General features: G+C 61.7%; 15 protein-coding genes. 8 read left to right on the top strand and 7 right to left on the bottom strand.

Annotated elements, in window-relative coordinates; genetic code table 11:
- Window positions 1-238: 238 nt before the first annotated feature.
- The 6 genes from IEX53_RS13805 to IEX53_RS13830 form a co-directional block, all read right to left on the bottom strand.
- On the bottom strand, window positions 239-1240 hold the full coding sequence (locus tag IEX53_RS13805) for an ABC transporter ATP-binding protein (RefSeq protein WP_188824766.1): 1002 nt from the start codon (window positions 1238-1240) through the stop codon (window positions 239-241).
- 18 nt (window positions 1241-1258) lie between these two features.
- Window positions 1259-2326: a Gfo/Idh/MocA family protein gene (locus IEX53_RS13810; RefSeq protein WP_188824767.1), complete on the bottom strand. Its 1068-nt coding sequence runs from the start codon at window positions 2324-2326 to the stop codon at window positions 1259-1261.
- A complete protein-coding gene (locus IEX53_RS13815; protein ID WP_188824768.1) occupies window positions 2323-3162 on the bottom strand; it encodes a carbohydrate ABC transporter permease in 840 nt (279 codons plus the stop codon). The genes IEX53_RS13810 and IEX53_RS13815 overlap by 4 nt, the downstream gene beginning before the upstream one ends.
- Before the next feature lie 12 nt (window positions 3163-3174).
- Window positions 3175-4104, bottom strand: coding sequence for a carbohydrate ABC transporter permease (locus IEX53_RS13820; RefSeq protein WP_188824769.1), 930 nt, complete (start codon window positions 4102-4104; stop codon window positions 3175-3177).
- Between the two features lie 303 nt (window positions 4105-4407).
- On the bottom strand, window positions 4408-5664 hold the full coding sequence (locus IEX53_RS13825) for an ABC transporter substrate-binding protein (RefSeq protein ID WP_188824770.1): 1257 nt from the start codon (window positions 5662-5664) through the stop codon (window positions 4408-4410).
- 65 nt (window positions 5665-5729) lie between these two features.
- Entirely contained in the window at window positions 5730-6641 is a 912-nt protein-coding gene (locus IEX53_RS13830; protein ID WP_188824771.1) for an N-acetylmuramic acid 6-phosphate etherase, read from the bottom strand.
- A 181-nt stretch (window positions 6642-6822) separates the two neighbouring features.
- Between IEX53_RS13830 and IEX53_RS13835 the strand changes: the two genes are divergently transcribed.
- From IEX53_RS13835 to IEX53_RS13855, 5 genes are all read left to right on the top strand, one after another.
- Window positions 6823-7725: a glucosamine kinase nucleotide-binding domain-containing protein gene (locus IEX53_RS13835; RefSeq protein WP_188824772.1), complete on the top strand. Its 903-nt coding sequence runs from the start codon at window positions 6823-6825 to the stop codon at window positions 7723-7725.
- Window positions 7718-8518, top strand: coding sequence for a GntR family transcriptional regulator (locus tag IEX53_RS13840; RefSeq protein ID WP_188824773.1), 801 nt, complete (start codon window positions 7718-7720; stop codon window positions 8516-8518). Before IEX53_RS13835 ends, IEX53_RS13840 begins: the two co-directional genes overlap by 8 nt.
- Window positions 8519-9547, top strand: a complete 1029-nt coding sequence (locus IEX53_RS13845; RefSeq protein WP_188824774.1) for an SIS domain-containing protein — start codon at window positions 8519-8521, stop codon at window positions 9545-9547.
- Window positions 9544-10713 carry an N-acetylglucosamine-6-phosphate deacetylase gene (gene nagA / locus IEX53_RS13850; protein ID WP_188824775.1) on the top strand — a complete coding sequence of 390 codons (1170 nt, stop codon included), beginning with the start codon at window positions 9544-9546 and terminating at the stop codon, window positions 10711-10713. The genes IEX53_RS13845 and nagA overlap by 4 nt, the downstream gene beginning before the upstream one ends.
- Window positions 10714-10985: 272 nt before the next feature.
- A complete protein-coding gene (locus IEX53_RS13855) occupies window positions 10986-11420 on the top strand; it encodes an RrF2 family transcriptional regulator (RefSeq protein ID WP_188824776.1) in 435 nt (144 codons plus the stop codon).
- A 110-nt stretch (window positions 11421-11530) separates the two neighbouring features.
- Here the strand turns inward: IEX53_RS13855 and znuA are convergent, their stop codons facing one another.
- A complete protein-coding gene (gene znuA, locus IEX53_RS13860; RefSeq protein ID WP_188824777.1) occupies window positions 11531-12502 on the bottom strand; it encodes a zinc ABC transporter substrate-binding protein ZnuA in 972 nt (323 codons plus the stop codon).
- A gap of 140 nt (window positions 12503-12642) precedes the next feature.
- Between znuA and IEX53_RS13865 the strand changes: the two genes are divergently transcribed.
- From IEX53_RS13865 to IEX53_RS13875, 3 genes are all read left to right on the top strand, one after another.
- The gene (locus IEX53_RS13865; RefSeq protein WP_188824778.1) at window positions 12643-13437 is read left to right on the top strand and encodes an ATP-binding cassette domain-containing protein; all 795 of its coding nucleotides are present in this window, start codon (window positions 12643-12645) and stop codon (window positions 13435-13437) included.
- A 130-nt stretch (window positions 13438-13567) separates the two neighbouring features.
- Window positions 13568-14404: a zinc ABC transporter permease subunit ZnuB gene (znuB, locus tag IEX53_RS13870; RefSeq protein WP_188824779.1), complete on the top strand. Its 837-nt coding sequence runs from the start codon at window positions 13568-13570 to the stop codon at window positions 14402-14404.
- Window positions 14388-14786, top strand: coding sequence for a Fur family transcriptional regulator (locus IEX53_RS13875; protein WP_188824780.1), 399 nt, complete (start codon window positions 14388-14390; stop codon window positions 14784-14786). Before znuB ends, IEX53_RS13875 begins: the two co-directional genes overlap by 17 nt.
- Window positions 14787-15198 lie beyond the last annotated feature (412 nt).

The following is a 15198-nucleotide window of genomic DNA, read 5'->3' on the forward strand; positions in this document are numbered from 1 at the left end:
CCATCAGAGCGAAGCGATCAGTCGCCAGTGGCGCCGCCGCCGTCGTTGTGTCGCTATATAGGGTCCACACCGCCAAACTGTCAACGCACAAAATGCGCCTTTATGAACTTTTTTCGAAACCCCACTCCCCGCCCCTGTGGATAACCCAAAACGAAAAACGGACGGGCGCCCCCACCCGTCCGTCTCCGTCCCCCGGCCCCCAAGCTCGGCCCACCCGGCCCAAGCCCTCTCCTGCCGGTCAGGTAACCGCCCGCCCCTCCGCGTCGAACCGATAGGTCTTCGCCGCATCCGGCGTCGCGAAAAGCTCGGCCCCCGGCTCGGCCCTGTACTCTCCGAAAAGCCTGATAGTGATGAGCCCGGCCTCCTTGCTGTCGAGATAGACATTGGTGTCCGCGCCCAGATGCTCGACATGCATGACAGTGCCGGCCCAGGCGCCGGACTTCGGATCGACCGTAATATGCTCTGGCCGCACACCTATCGTCTTCACGCCATTCTGCCCCAGCCGCTCCGCATCGATGAAATTCATCTTGGGCGAGCCGATGAAACCGGCGACGAACAGATTGGCCGGGGAATTATAGAGTTCCATCGGCGCACCGACCTGCTCGACCCGCCCATTGTTGAGAACGACGATCTTGTCGGCGAGCGTCATCGCCTCCACCTGGTCATGCGTCACATAGATCATGGTCGCCGAGAGGTCCCGGTGCAACCGCGCGATCTCGAGCCGCGTGTTGACGCGCAGCGCCGCGTCGAGATTCGACAAAGGCTCGTCGAAAAGGAACAATTTCGGCTCGCGCACCAGCGCCCGGCCGATGGCGACGCGCTGCCGCTGGCCGCCGGAGAGCTCCGCGGGACGCCGCGCCAGATATTGCTCGAGCGACAGCATGGCCGAGGCCTTGGCGACGCGGGCATTGACTTCCGCCGCCGGCGCACCGGCCTGCTTGAGGCCCAGACCCATATTGTCGCGCACGGTCAGATGCGGATAGAGCGCGTAGGTCTGGAACACCATGGCGATGCCGCGCTTGGCCGGCGGCACATGGCCGGATGCCTCGCCGTCGATCAGAACCTCGCCTGAGGTCGCATCCTCGAGCCCGGCGATGATCCGGAGCAGGGTCGACTTCCCGCAACCGGACGGCCCGACGAAGACCACCAGTTCCCCATCCTTCACATCGAGGTCGATGCCCTTCAAGACATCGACCGAGCCGAAGGATTTGCGGATATTTTCCAGTTTCAGCGTACCCAAAACAATTATTCCCTTAAATTACAGCTTGATGGCCTTGCCGGTGCGCACGCTCTCATCCGCCGCCAGACAGATGCGCAGCGATTGCACCGCGTCCTCCATATGACGGGTCAAATCGATGCCCTCGCGGATCGCCTTCAGCATATAAGCCTGTTCCAGATCGCAGAGCTTCTGATGGTCCGGCTCGCCTTCCATCGAAAGATGCCGGTCGGCTTCCGCCAGATTGCCCGCCGCATCGAGCTTCGCCGGATGCACCCGGATGACGGAGGTCTTCGTATGCGTGTCGATATCGGCGGACTTCGCCCCCTCGTCCATGACGATGGAGACGGAGCCGTTTGGCGAGATGACGTCCTTCACGAAGAAGGCCGTTTCCGACATCATCGGCCCCCACCCGGCCTCATACCAGCCGATGGAGCCGTCATCGAACAGCACCTGGAGATGGCCGTAATTATACATGGTCTCGTCGATTTCGGGCGAGAGCCGCAGGCCCATGCCGCGCACCTCCACCGGCTTGGCGTCGGTGATCTGGCACATCACATCGACATAATGCACGCCGCAATCGACGATCGGCGAAGTGCTCTGCATCAATTGCTTGTGCGTGCGCCAATGGTCGCCGCTCGATTGCTGGTTGAGGTTCATGCGGAAGACATAGGGCCCGCCGAGCGCCCGCGCCTCGGCGATGAGCCGCATCCAGGAAGGGTGGTGGCGCAGGATATAGCCGACCACCAGCTTGCGGCCCCTCGCCTTCGCCACCTCCACCACGCGCACGGCATCGGCCACGTTGGGCGCCAGCGGCTTTTCCACGAACACATCCGCGCCCGCTTCCATCGCCTTGATGGCGTAATCTGCATGGGTGTCGGAATAGGTGGCGATGCAGGCAAGCTCTGGCTTCAGCTTCTCCAGCGCTTCATCGAATGCATTGAAGAAAGGATATCCCCTCAGCTCCTCGGGCAGGTCGATCCGTGAGCGGTTGACGAGGCCGACGATCTCGAAGCCGGGATTGTTATGATAGGCAAGCGCGTGGCTCAGCCCCATATGGCCGAGACCGGCGACCATGACCCGTACCGGCTTTGCGTTTTCAGCACTCATTTGACTGCTCCTGCCGTGATCCCGCGGATAAGCTGGCGGGAAAAGAAGAAATAGAGAACGAGCACCGGCAGGATCGCCAGCGACAGCGCGGCGAGTACCGCGTTCCAGTTGGTGACATATTGGCCGATGAACATCTGCGCGCCCAGGGTGACGGTCTTCGTCTCCTCCGCCGGCGCGAGGATCAGCGGGAACCACAGATCATTCCAGATCGGGATCATGGTGAAGACCGCGACCGTCGCCATCGCGGGGCGCACCAGCGGCAGCACCAGCCGGAAGAAGATGCGGTATTCGCTGAGACCGTCGATGCGCCCGGCATTCTTCAAATCGTCCGAAACCTGCTTCATGAATTCCGACAGGATGAAGACGGCAAGCGGCAGCCCCTGCGCGGTATAGACGAGGATGAGCGAGGTCAGCGTGTTGACGAGCCCGCCCGCCACCATCAGTTCGAGGATGGAAACCGTTCCGAGCCGGATGGGGATCATGATGCCGAGCGCCAGATAGAGGCCCATCAGCGTGTTGCCGCGAAAGCGATATTCGGAAAGCGCGAAGGCCGCCATTGCGCCGAACACCAGCACCAGCGCGATGGACACCACCGTCACGATCAGGCTGTTCTGGAAATAGAGCAGGAAATTGCCCTGGGTGAGCACCGTCTCGTAGCCGATCAGGCTGAACGTCTCCGGCGTCGGCGGCTGCATCGGCATGCGGAAGATCGCATTGCGCGACTTGAACGAATTGATGATGACGACGAACACCGGAAACAGCGCGATCAGCGTATAGGTAATCAGCACCGCATGGGCGGCTATGGTGCGGGGTAAGGAATGGGTGGCGCGGCTCATTCTTCAGCCTCCTCAGAACTGATACCGGCGCAGACGCCGCTGGATGCCGAAAAGATAGAGGCCGACGCCCACGAGAATGATCAGGAACATGACCGAGGCGATGGCAGCGCCCATATTGCGGTCGCCCACCTGAAGCTGGAACCCGAAGAAGGTGCGGAACAGGAAGGTGCCGAGGATATCGGTCGAATAGTTCGGTCCCGCCAGCGCGCCCTGCGTTGTGTAGACAAGGTCGAAGGCGTTGAAATTGCCCACGAAGGTCAGGATCGAGATGATGCCGATGGAAGGCAGGATCAGCGGCAGTTTGATCTTCCAGAACTGCGCCGCGCCGGTGATGCCGTCGCATTCCGCCGCCTCGACGATCTCGTCGGGGATCGACAGCAGCGCAGCATAGATCAGCATCATCGGAATGCCGATGAACTGCCAGACGGAGATGAGACTGACGGTAATCAGCGCCGAGCGCTCCTGCCCGAGCCAGGGGGCGAACAGGCTCTTGAGGCCGACAAGGTCCAGCATATTGGGCGCGATGCCCCAGAGCGGCGAGAGGATCAACTTCCAGATGAAGCCGACGATGACGAAGGATAGGATCGTCGGAATGAAGATGGCCGAACGGTAGAAGGCGCTGAACCGCAGCTTAGGATGGCTCAGCAGCGCCGCCAGCAGGACGCCGATGGGGTTCTGCACCAGCATATGGATGATGAAGAACCAGACATTGTTCACGAACGCATTCCAGAAGCTCGCCGCCCAGCGCGGATCGCCGAACAGGGTGCGGAAATTGTCGAAACCAGCGAAAACGGAAACATTGTTCTCGACCCGGAACAGCGAAAGCTGCAGCGTACCGAAAAGCGGCAGGATCATCACCGCCGTATAGATCAGAACCGCGGGCGCGAGAAAAACGGCGATATGCCATCGCACGGGCCTGATTTTTGCGGTTGTCGTCGCCATTCTACCTTCCAAAAATTTATGTAGCGGGGCCGCCCTCGCCCTTCGAGGCTCATTCCGCTTCGCTCCATGAGCACCTCAGGATGAGGGCTATTGGAACGTCGCGCCCCGCCTCGGGTCGCAAATGCCTGCCCCGGCATTCGTCTACCTTGCCGACAAACGCTTACCTCTCAGAATGAGGCGCGACAGGCTTATCCCTCATCCTGAGGTGCTCGTGAAGCGAAGCGGAACGAGCCTCGAAGGGCGAGGGATAAGCCTGCGCCGGTCAAATATCCCGGCGCGCATTAAACGGGCCGGGATATGTCATCACTTCGCCGGCTTGTACCAGCTATCGAGCCCCTTCTGCAGCTTCTCAGCCGCAACATCAGGCGTATCGGTCCCGTTGATCACGTTCGCCGACTCGATCCAGGTCTCGTTCTCCAGGTTCGGCGTGCCGCGCGACAGGATCTGGTAGGTCGAGCGGATCGTCGGCTGGCACTTCTCGCGCCAGGAGACGAATTCCTGGGCCAGCGGGTCCTGCATCTTCACCGGCGTCGAGGACAGGCTGAAGAAGCCCGGCAGCGCGTTGGCGTAGATTTCGGCGAACTCGGGCGAGGCCACCCATTCCAGGAACTTCTTCGCCGCTTCCGGATTCTTGGTCTTGGCGTTCATGCCGATACCAAGGTCCGTGTGGTCGGAAATGTAGCAGGTGTCGCCCGCATTCTTCACCGGCGGCGGGAAGGCCCCCATCTTGAACTGCGCCTGCGTATTGAAGGTCGAGATTTCCCACGAGCCGGCGGGGTAGATCGCAGCGCGGCCGAGCGTGAACAGGTTCTGGCTGTCCGGATAGGTCTGCGCCTCGAAGCCGTCGCCGAGATAATCCTTCCAGCGGGCAAGCGTCTTGAACGGCTCGACCCATTGCGGATCGGTCAGCTTTTCCTTGCCTTCGATCAGCGCCTTGCGGCCTTCCTCGCCCTTCCAGTAGTTCGGGCCGATATTCTGGTAGCCCATGGTTGCGGCTTCCCAGAGATCCTTGGTGCCCATCGCCATCGGGATGTAATTGCCATCCTTCTTGAAGGCGTCGAGAACGGCGAAGAACTCGTCTTCCGTCTGCGGCACTTTCAGGCCCAGCTTATCGAACGCTTCCTGATTATAGATGAAGCCATGGATGACCGAGGCCACCGGCACGCAGAAGGTGTCCTTGCCATCGTCCGTGATCCAGGCCGACTTGGCGACGGGGCTGAACTTATCGATGCCGGGCAGATCGTTGAGCGAGGCAAGCTGGCCCTTCTGGAACAGCGCCAGCGACTTGTCGAACGGGCGGCAGGTGATGATGTCTCCGGCCGAGCCGGCGTCGAGCTTGGCGCCCAGCGCGGCGTCATATTCCGTCGGCGCGGACGGGTTGAATTTCAGCTTGATGCCGGGGTTCTTCGCCTCGAAGGCCGGGATCAGCTTTTCCTGCCAGATCGGCAGGTCGTCATTGCGCCAGCTTTCGATGTTCAGCGTCACGTCTTCCGCGTTGGCCGCCCTGGCAAAGCCGAGCGTGGCGGACGCCAGCAACACCGCGATCATTGTCCTGTTCATGATAATTCTCCCCTTTTGCGCCTGATGGCGCGTTGTTCCCGCATAAACTTGTTATGCAGCACACTCTAATAGGAACCGAAATTCCCCTCTAATTCGACGAGCGCCGGACGCAGTTTCTGCCCGTTGCCGTCGAGAAGCTTTTGCGCGGCGCCGATATCCGCCGCGCCGGCCGCCAGCAGAACCGCCGGCTTGACCGCGCCGCCCGCCTCATCGAGACAGGCTTCGGCTTTTTCAAGGCCGCAATTCGCTATGGAGGCCACGATATGCGCCGCCCTCGCCTTCAGCTTCTGGTTATCCGCGTGAAGATTGACCATGTAGCCGTCATGGACATGGCCCAGCCGGATGGCCGCGAGCGTCGACAGAAGGTTCAGCGCGATTTTCTGGGCGGTCCCCGCGCCCATGCGGGTGGACCCCGCTATGATTTCCGGCGGCGTCGCCAGGAGAATGCCGATATCGGCCTCCTCAAGGATCGGCGCGCCGGGATTATTGGCCATGGCGACGGTCTTCGCGCCACGGCTTTTCGCAGCCTGAAGCGCGCCGACCGCATAGGGCGTCGACCCGCTGGCTGAAATGGCAATGAGGCAATCATTTGCGCCGGGATCGATCGCAAGCAAGTCCTTGCGAGCGCTCTCCGCATTGTCCTCCGGCGCGCCGGTCAGATGGGTGAGGCTCTCGACCCCGCCCGCAAGCAGGATGACGATGCGGTCGCGCGGAATGCCGAATGTGCCGGGCAGCTCCAGCGCATCGGCCAGCGCCATCAGCCCCGAGCTTCCGGCGGCGGCATAGATGATCCGCCCGCCCTTTTCGAGCGCGTCGGCAGCCAGACCCGCCGCACGGGCAATATCATCGGAAACACCGGAGACGACAGCGGCGGCATCTTCCTGCGCTTTCGCAAGAAGCGAAGCGATCTCATGCGGCTGACGGCAATCGAGGCCGCGCGCCTCTTCATTGAGCTGTTCGGTCCGGTTGAGGGCCATTTTTGTTCTCCCACATTTTGATAATGCCAAAAAAATACCACTTGTCCAGAGACCTTAACGGTTTCTTGCGATGAAATTTCACACCACAGAAAAATATCCTTAATTTGCAGTGGTTTGAGAATTTTAGGCGGCAGATGGTTTTTGGCTCTTGGCTATTGGTACTTTATTGGTATCATCACAAATGAGTAGGAGACCTCAGCGCGTGGAACTATTTCTCGGGATTGACGGCGGCGGCACGGGATGCCGTGCGGCGCTGGCCGACCAGACGGGGCGGATCATCGGGCGCGGCAAGAGCGGCGCGGCCAATATCATGACGGATATCGACACGGCCCGGATGAATGTGCTCGCCGCGACCGGGCAGGCTCTGGCGGAAGCCGGGCTTGACGAGAGCGCCTATGGATCGATCTCCGCCGTGCTCGGCCATGCAGGGGCGAACGTCAACAACAATGGCGCGCGCTTTGAAGAGATGCTGCCCTTCGCCCGCGCCACGGTGAAATCCGATGTGATCATAGCGCTGCATGGCGCGGTCGGCGATGGCGACGGCACGGTCGTCGTTCTCGGCACCGGCTCGGTGTTCGTCACGCGCGAGAAGGGCCATATCCGCACCATCGGCGGCTGGGGCTTCAAGGTGAGCGACCTTGCCAGCGGGGCGCGCCTTGGCCGCGATCTGCTGGAGGAGGCGCTGCTCGCCCATGACAGTGTCCACCCCGCCACACCGCTGGCGGGAAAAACCATGGCGCTGTTCGAGAACAATCCGGACAGGATCGTCACCTTCGCCCGTGACGCCCTCCCCAGCGATTTCGGAACTTACGCCCCCCTCGTCTTCGAATATGCCGGCAAAGGGGATCCGCTCGGAGTCCGGCTTATCGAGCGGGCGGTGAAGACCATCGAGGAAGCGCTCGACGCCATCATGCCGGCGGATAAGGTGCCGCTCTGCCTGATCGGCGGCCTCGGCCCTCTTTACGCAGAGAGGCTTTCGCCCAAATATCGGGAGCGCATCCGCCAGCCCCTGGACGACGCCCTGGGCGGGGCGGTCAAGCTTGCATTTCAACTCTATGGGCGCGAGGCGGGCCATCATGGCTGATTCCATGCAGTCCGTTTTCGCCGGTATTGCGGCGCAATCGCCCGGAAGCGGCCCGCTTTACGTTAAATTGAAGCGGATCATCGAGGGCGCCGTGGAGCGCGGGCTCATCAAGGCGGGCGACGCCCTGCCGCCCGAGCGCGAGATCGCCAGCATGGCCGAGGTGTCGCGCGTCACCGTGCGCAAGGCCGTGCAGGAGCTGGTGAAGGAAGGGCTGCTCATCCAGCGCCACGGCTCCGGCACCTTCGTCGCCTCGCGGGTAAAGCCCGTGGAGCAATATCTGACGCAGCTCACCTCCTTCACCGAGGACATGGCCCGGCGCGGCATGATTGTCCGCTCGGTCTGGCTCGACCGGGGCCTCTATGTCCCCTCCCCCGAGGAAATGGTGACGCTCGGCCTCACCTCAGGCGAAAAGGTCGCCCGGATCAGCCGCCTGCGCGTCGCCAACGATACGCCCATGGCCATCGAGCGGGCGGCGCTCTCGCCTGCCGTCCTGCCGCGACCGGAGGACGTGACCACTTCGCTCTATGCGGTGCTGGCGGAAAACGGCAACCGCCCGGTGCGCGCCATCCAGCGCATTTCGGCTGCGATCCTTAAGGAAAACGACGCCCGCCTGCTTGACGTTCAGCCGGGTTCCGCCAGCCTCAATATCGAGCGTATTTCCTATCTCGAATCCGGCAAGGTGGTCGAGTTTACCCGCTCGATCTACCGCGCCGACGCCTATGAGTTTATTGCCGAGCTGCGCCTGAGCGAATCCTCAGGCCAGCCGGCGGAAGCAGCGGGAGCCGTGCTTTAAATGACTGAAACCACACTTATGCGCGCCGAAATCAGCTCCATTCCGGAGGTGGTCGCGCGTTTTCTCGATGCGTCGGACGAAACGATGCGCAAGGCGGGCGACCGCTTGCGCGAGAAGAACCCGGCCTTCCTCGCTTCCATCGCCCGCGGCTCATCCGACCATGCCGCGACCTATCTGAAATATGTCGCCGAGCTCACCGCCGGCGTTCCGGTCGCCTCGCTCGGCCCTTCCGTCGCCTCGATCTATGGCGCGAAGCTGAAACTGGCCAGCGCCGCCGCCATCGCCATTTCGCAATCCGGCAAGAGCCCTGACATCGTGACCATGGCGACCATGGCGCGGGAAAGTGGCGCCCTCACCTATGCGATCAGCAATGCGCCCGATTCCCCCTTGGCGCAGGCAAGCGATGTCGCCATCGACATTCTTGCCGGACCGGAAAAAAGCGTCGCTGCGACGAAAACCTTCATCGCCTCCGCCGTCGCCGGCCTTTCCCTTCTGGCGCACTGGACCGGCGACACGGAGCTTCTCGCCGCGCTGCGGCAATTGCCGCGCTTCTTGAGCGATGCGCTCCATTGCGACTGGTCGCCTCTGGCGAATGCGCTGGAAGGCCGCGACTCGCTCTATGTTCTGGGACGCGGTCCCTCCTTCGCCATCGCCAACGAAACGGCGCTGAAATTCAAGGAAACCAGCTCCATCCACGCCGAAGCCTATAGCGCGGCGGAGGTGCTGCACGGCCCCGTCGCCATCGTCGGCGAGGCTTTCCCGGTGCTGGCGCTCGCTGCCCGCGACCAGGCGGAGCAGTCCGTCATCGAAACCTGCGACCGCATCGCTGGGCAGGGCGCAGCCGTCTTCATCACCTCGACGAAGGAAACTGCCGCGACCGCCCTCCCCTTCGTCGCCACGGCGCATCCGCTGACCGATCCGCTGGCGCTGCTCGTCTCCTTCTACGGCTTCGTTGAGCAGCTCTCGCGCCATCGTGGCTTCAACCCGGACCAGCCCCCTCACCTGCGCAAAGTGACCGAAACGATATGAGCGAACGATATGCCCTGACCGCGCCGCGCCTTTTCGACGGCGAACAATGGCACGACGACGCAGCCCTCATCGTGAATGGCGGGCGGATCGAGGACGTCGTACCCAGGGGTACGGTTCCCTCTGGTTTACATACAGTCGTGTATGAAGGCGGGATGATCGTCCCCGGCTTCATCGACCTGCAGGTCAATGGCGGCGGCGGCGTGCTGCTGAACGAACACCCCGACGTGGAGAGCATCCGCACCATCTGCGCCGCCCATGCCCAGTTCGGCACCACCGGGCTGCTGCCGACGCTCATCACCGATACTCCCGAAATCACCGCTGCGGCGATAAAAGCTGGAGAGGAAGCGGCGCGGGAAAACGTCCCGGGTTTCCTCGGCCTGCATCTCGAAGGCCCGCATCTGTCGGTCGCGCGCAAGGGCACGCACCACCCGGCCCTCATCCGCCCGATGGAAGAGGCCGACCTCGCCCGGCTAGTCGAGGCGCGCAAGCACCTGCCCGTGCTGCTCACAACGATCGCCCCGGAAAACACCACCGTCGAGCAGATCAGGGCGCTTGCCGGGGCCGGTATCATCGTCAGCCTCGGCCATTCCGATTGCTCCTACGCCACGGCAGCTGAGGCCGCAGCAGCTGGCGCGTCGATGATGACCCACCTCTTCAACGCCATGAGCCCGCTCGGCCACCGCGAGCCGGGCATGGTCGGCGCGGCGCTGGACATCGGCGCGCTCAATGTCGGGCTTATCGCTGACGGCTTCCATGTCGATCCGGCGTCCATGCGTGTTGCGCTTCGGGCCAAGGCGGGACCGGGCCGTATCTTTCTCGTCACCGACGCCATGTCGACCATCGGCACCGGCATCACGGAATTCACCCTCAACGGCCGCACCATCCACCGCGCCGGCGGCCGTCTGACGCTGAACGATGGCACGCTGGCGGGTGCGGACCTCGACATGATCTCCGCCGTCCGCTTCATCCACGAAACGATCGGCCTGCCGCTGGCCGAAGCCCTGCGCATGGCCTCGCTCTATCCCGCTGAAAGCATCGGCCTCGGCGGCCAGCTCGGCGCATTACGGCCAGGTATGCGCGCCAGCTTCCTGCATCTGAGCGAGGGGCTGGAGGTGGAGAGAACGGTGATTGATGGAAAAATCGTTTTTGGGGAGCCGCTGGAATAAACGCTGGCGAGAAAGTCTCGCACCCTCCTTCCCCCTTGCGGGGAAGGTGCCCGCGTCAGCGGGCGGATGGGGGTGGTGACGTTTACGCCAAGTTCTCCGGCAAAAGTGCAAACGTCACCACCCCCACCCGACCCTTCGGGCCACCCTCCCCGCAAGGGGAGGGAGAGCGCCGCAGACATTGCAATTCCCCCCAGCCATTTCATCAACAAATCCCTTGCACCCCCTCCCCCAACTTCCTAACGTCCGCCAGCAAAAATTGCGGCGGGAAGAACATGCTGACGAAGAAGGGAAAATACGGCCTCAAGGCCATGGTGCATCTGGCCGAGGTAGCCGAAGGTGAAGTCGCCACCGTTCAGGACATTGCCACGACGCGCCGGATTCCCCGCAAGTTTCTCGACAATATCCTCGCGGAATTGCGCAATGCCGGGCTGGTGACGAGCCGCAAGGGCAAGGGCGGCGGCTTCCGGCTGGCCCAGCCCGCCAATGAAATCCGCATCGGCAACATCATCCGCGTTCTCGACGGCCCGCTGGCGCCGATCTCTTGCGCCAGCAAGACCGATTATCGCCCGTGCGAGGATTGCACGGAGGACGATTGCGAGGTGCGCCGCATGATGCTGGAAGTGCGCGAGGCGGTGGCAACCGTGCTCGACAACAAGACGCTGGCGGAAGCTGGCGCTCCGGTGGTGGATGCGTTGGTGGGGCAGTAGTTTAACTTGCAATCCCAAGCGCTCTACGGGCCCCGGTCCGCACCTTCCTTCCCCCCTGCGGGCCACCCTCCCCGCAAGGGGGAGGGAGGGAGCGAAAACGCCAACGCCCCCTATTTCGACAAACAATTCTTCAGCGAATCCGCCAGATTCCGTATCAACTGCGGATAAAGATCCGGGCCATCCTTCAACGTCGAGCCGAGCGGATCGAGCACGCCGGACTTGGCCTTGGTGCCCTCGATTACCGTATTGACCAGGCGTGGCTCGAATTGCGGTTCCGAGAAGACGCAGGTCGCGCCCAGTTCCTCGATCTTGTCGTGGATCTCCTCGACGCGCTGCGCGCCGGGCATATTCTCCGGATTGACGGTGATCGAACCCGCCACGTCAACGCCGAAGCGATGCTCGAAATATTGATAGGCGTCGTGGAAGACGATGAAGGGCTTGTCCTTGACCGGCGCAAGCTCGGAGGCGACTTCCTTCGTCAGGGCGTCGAGCTTCTCATTATACGCCGCCGCATTGCTCTTATATTGCTCCGCATGCGCGGGATCGGCCTTCGCCAGCGTTGCCGCGATATCCTTCACCATAAGCTTCGCATTCTCAGGATCGAGCCAGAGATGCAGGTCATATTCGCCATGGTCGTGATCATGATGAGCGTGGCCGGCTTCGGCCTCTCCCCCATGCGCGTGATCGTGGCCTTCGCCGCCATGGTCATGCGCCTCGAACGGGCCGCCTTCTCGGAACGGCAGCTTGGTCAGGCCGGGCGTGTTCTCCAGCGCGACAACCTCCGCACCCTCACCCAGCGTCTCCAGCGGCTTTTCCAGGAAATTCTCCATGCTTGGCCCCATCCAGAAGATGACCTTGGCGTTCTGAATCGCCTCGGCATCGGAAGGCTTGAGGCTATAGCCATGCTCCGAGCCCATGCCCTGCACGATGACGGCGGGCTTCCCCACCCCCTTCATCACAGCGGCGACCAGCGACTCCACCGGCTTGATGGAGGTCACCACACCTTCCCTGTCGGCAGCAAAAGCAGAGCCTGCCGAAACGCACATGACGGAAGCGAGCAGAAGGGAACGGAAAAGTCGCATGATATCCTCTCGGTTTGCAGCGAAGCATTTCGACGGCGCATAAAGGCGGCCATCGACTGATATGTTATTAAATTACACCAGTTGCGTTATGCTATAACGTCTGCCATAAGGCCTGGCAAGTGTTCGTTGGGGAAATTATCATGTCAACCTTACCCCCCCTTATCGAGATCCGGAATGCCGGCGTCGTGCGCAGCGGCAGACGGCTTGTGCGCGACATCAGCCTGCAATTGGCGCGCGGCGAAATCGTGACCCTGATCGGGCCGAACGGCGCGGGAAAAAGCACCACCGCCAAGCTGGCGCTCAAGATCATGAAGCCGGACGAAGGCGAAGTCATCCATGCGCCGGGCCTGCGCGTCGGCTATGTGCCGCAGAAGCTGGCAGTGGACTGGACGATGCCCTTGACCGTCGAGCGGCTGATCACCCTGACCGCGCGGCGAACCAGGCAGGAAATAGCGCTGGCGCTGGAGTCCGTCGGCATCCCGCATCTGGCAAAAGCGGAGTTGCGCCATCTGTCGGGCGGAGAGTTCCAGCGCGCGCTGCTGGCCCGCGCAATCGCGCGCCAGCCGGATGTCCTCGTTCTCGACGAGCCCGTGCAGGGCGTCGATTTCGCCGGGGAAGCCGCGCTCTACGAACTGATCGAGAAGGTGCGCGACAGCACCCATTGCGGCGTGCTGCTCGTCTCGCATGACCTGCATCTGGTCATGGCCGCGACCGACCGCGTCATCTGCCTCAATGGCCATGTGTGCTGCAGCGGCACGCCGAAGGACGTGGCGGCGAGCGAGGAATATGTCCGGCTCTTCGGCCCGCATGCGGCGGGATCGTTCGCAGTGTATGAACATCGTCACGACCATACACATCTTGATGATGGCCGCGTCCGCCATGCGGATGGCACCATTACCGATCATTGCCACGAGCATGACGGGCATCATTCATGAAACGACATTAGAGCGCTGTTCGTTCTGATAGAACCAGAACGGCGCTCTAAGTATTTGTTTTAGCCGCATGATCTTATCCGAAAAGTCTGCAACTTTCCGGGATCATGCTCCATCCACAGCGGGGGACCCCATGCTTGACGACTTCTTCGTCCGCGCGCTCATCGCCGGCGTAGGCCTCGCGCTCACCACCGGGCCGCTCGGCTGCTTCATCATCTGGCGGCGCATGGCCTATTTCGGCGACACCATGGCGCATTCGGCGTTGCTGGGCGTCGCGCTCGCCTTCTTTTTCGACATCAACCTCATGATCGGGGTCTTCGCCGTCGCGCTGCTGATTGCGGTGCTGCTCCTGTTTTTGCAGCGCCGCGAATCGCTTTCCACCGACTCGCTCCTCGGCATCCTTTCCCATTCCACGCTGGCGCTGGGCCTGGTCATGGTCGCGTTCATGACATGGATAAGGGTCGATCTGCTGGGCTTCCTGTTCGGCGATATCCTCTCCGTCTCGAAATCCGATATCGCCTTCATCTATGGCGGCGGGCTTTTCGTGCTGCTGGTCATGGCGTGGCTGTGGCGTCCCCTGCTTGCCGCGACCGTCAACGAAGACATCGCCGAAGCGGAGGGCCTCTATCCCGATTACTCCCGCATGATTTTCATGCTGCTCATGGCCCTCGTCATCGCCATCGCGATGAAGATCGTCGGCATCCTGCTGATCACCGCCCTCCTCATCATTCCCGCGGCGACGGCGCGGCGCTTTTCGAGCACGCCGGAACAGATGGCCGTCTTCGCCTCGCTTCTGGGCGCGGTCGCGGTGATCGGCGGGCTGTTCGGCTCGCTGCATTTCGATACGCCGTCCGGCCCATCCATCGTCGTGGCCGCATTAGGGGTTTTTATTTTGAGCCTGTTGCCACTACATATAGTCTATCATCCGCAACAATTGAGGGGCCCTTACTCCGATGACGAGCAGAAATGAGCTTACCCGTAATCAGAGCCTGGTCTTTGATGCGCTTGCCAAAGCCGAGGGACCGCTGAGCGCATATACGATCCTCGACAAGCTGCGCGACGACGGCTTCCGTGCGCCGCTGCAGGTCTACCGGGCGCTCGACAAGCTCGTGGATTTCGGCATCGTGCACCGCGTCGAAAGCCTCAACGCCTTCGTCGCCTGCGCACACCCGGATTGCGGCCAGCACGGCGTCGTCGCCTTCGCCATCTGCGACAAATGCGGCCACGTTTCGGAATTCTCCGACGATGTCATCGAGGATCAGGTACGGGGCCGCGCAAGCAGCAATGGCTTCAAGCTGTCCAAGACCACGATCGAGATTCGCGGCACCTGCGCCAACTGCCTGAATAGTTAAATTTATTTTCGGCGGGGCGGATCATCCCTCATCCAGCCTCGCCTCGCTGCCTCCCCTCCCTTATTCACAAAAACGACTGCGCCGGCTTGCGCCCTGATCACGGCGTCCAGGCTCGCGATAGCCTGCCTGCGCGCCTTATTCCTTTGCATTTTCAAGCATAGCGCGGCCTGCCTCAGCGCACATCAGTATTTCTAAAAAGAAAACACAACTCCCTATAAATTGGGAGAAATTATTTGGAGTAAAACCTTACTCGATAAACAAAAGTCGGCCGACAAATATGAAACTATCCGCATGTTTTATCATGAATTACTGCAAATTTACGAATTCATTTAATTTCGATTTCACTAATGGACGCAAATATCCGCCTCGGGGCGGATAGACCGGTTTCATTGCCGGTATTCCACTAGGCACG

It is taken from the genome of Paramesorhizobium endophyticum (genome assembly GCF_014640615.1).
Lineage (GTDB): Bacteria > Pseudomonadota > Alphaproteobacteria > Rhizobiales > Rhizobiaceae > Paramesorhizobium > Paramesorhizobium endophyticum.

Bases quoted from the DNA above. Each gene is read 5' to 3' on its own strand.
- IEX53_RS13810 (WP_188824767.1), bottom strand. From the start codon at position 2,326: ATGAGTGCTGAAAACGCAAAGCCGGTACGGGTCATGGTCGCCGGTCTC.
- IEX53_RS13815 (WP_188824768.1), bottom strand. From the start codon at position 3,162: ATGAGCCGCGCCACCCATTCCTTACCCCGCACCATAGCCGCCCATGCG.
- IEX53_RS13820 (WP_188824769.1), bottom strand. From the start codon at position 4,104: ATGGCGACGACAACCGCAAAAATCAGGCCCGTGCGATGGCATATCGCC.
- IEX53_RS13825 (WP_188824770.1), bottom strand. From the start codon at position 5,664: ATGAACAGGACAATGATCGCGGTGTTGCTGGCGTCCGCCACGCTCGGC.
- IEX53_RS13830 (WP_188824771.1), bottom strand. From the start codon at position 6,641: ATGGCCCTCAACCGGACCGAACAGCTCAATGAAGAGGCGCGCGGCCTC.
- IEX53_RS13835 (WP_188824772.1), top strand. From the start codon at position 6,823: ATGAGTAGGAGACCTCAGCGCGTGGAACTATTTCTCGGGATTGACGGC.
- IEX53_RS13840 (WP_188824773.1), top strand. From the start codon at position 7,718: ATGGCTGATTCCATGCAGTCCGTTTTCGCCGGTATTGCGGCGCAATCG.
- IEX53_RS13845 (WP_188824774.1), top strand. From the start codon at position 8,519: ATGACTGAAACCACACTTATGCGCGCCGAAATCAGCTCCATTCCGGAG.
- nagA (WP_188824775.1), top strand. From the start codon at position 9,544: ATGAGCGAACGATATGCCCTGACCGCGCCGCGCCTTTTCGACGGCGAA.
- IEX53_RS13855 (WP_188824776.1), top strand. From the start codon at position 10,986: ATGCTGACGAAGAAGGGAAAATACGGCCTCAAGGCCATGGTGCATCTG.
- znuA (WP_188824777.1), bottom strand. From the start codon at position 12,502: ATGCGACTTTTCCGTTCCCTTCTGCTCGCTTCCGTCATGTGCGTTTCG.
- IEX53_RS13865 (WP_188824778.1), top strand. From the start codon at position 12,643: ATGTCAACCTTACCCCCCCTTATCGAGATCCGGAATGCCGGCGTCGTG.
- znuB (WP_188824779.1), top strand. From the start codon at position 13,568: ATGCTTGACGACTTCTTCGTCCGCGCGCTCATCGCCGGCGTAGGCCTC.
- IEX53_RS13875 (WP_188824780.1), top strand. From the start codon at position 14,388: ATGACGAGCAGAAATGAGCTTACCCGTAATCAGAGCCTGGTCTTTGAT.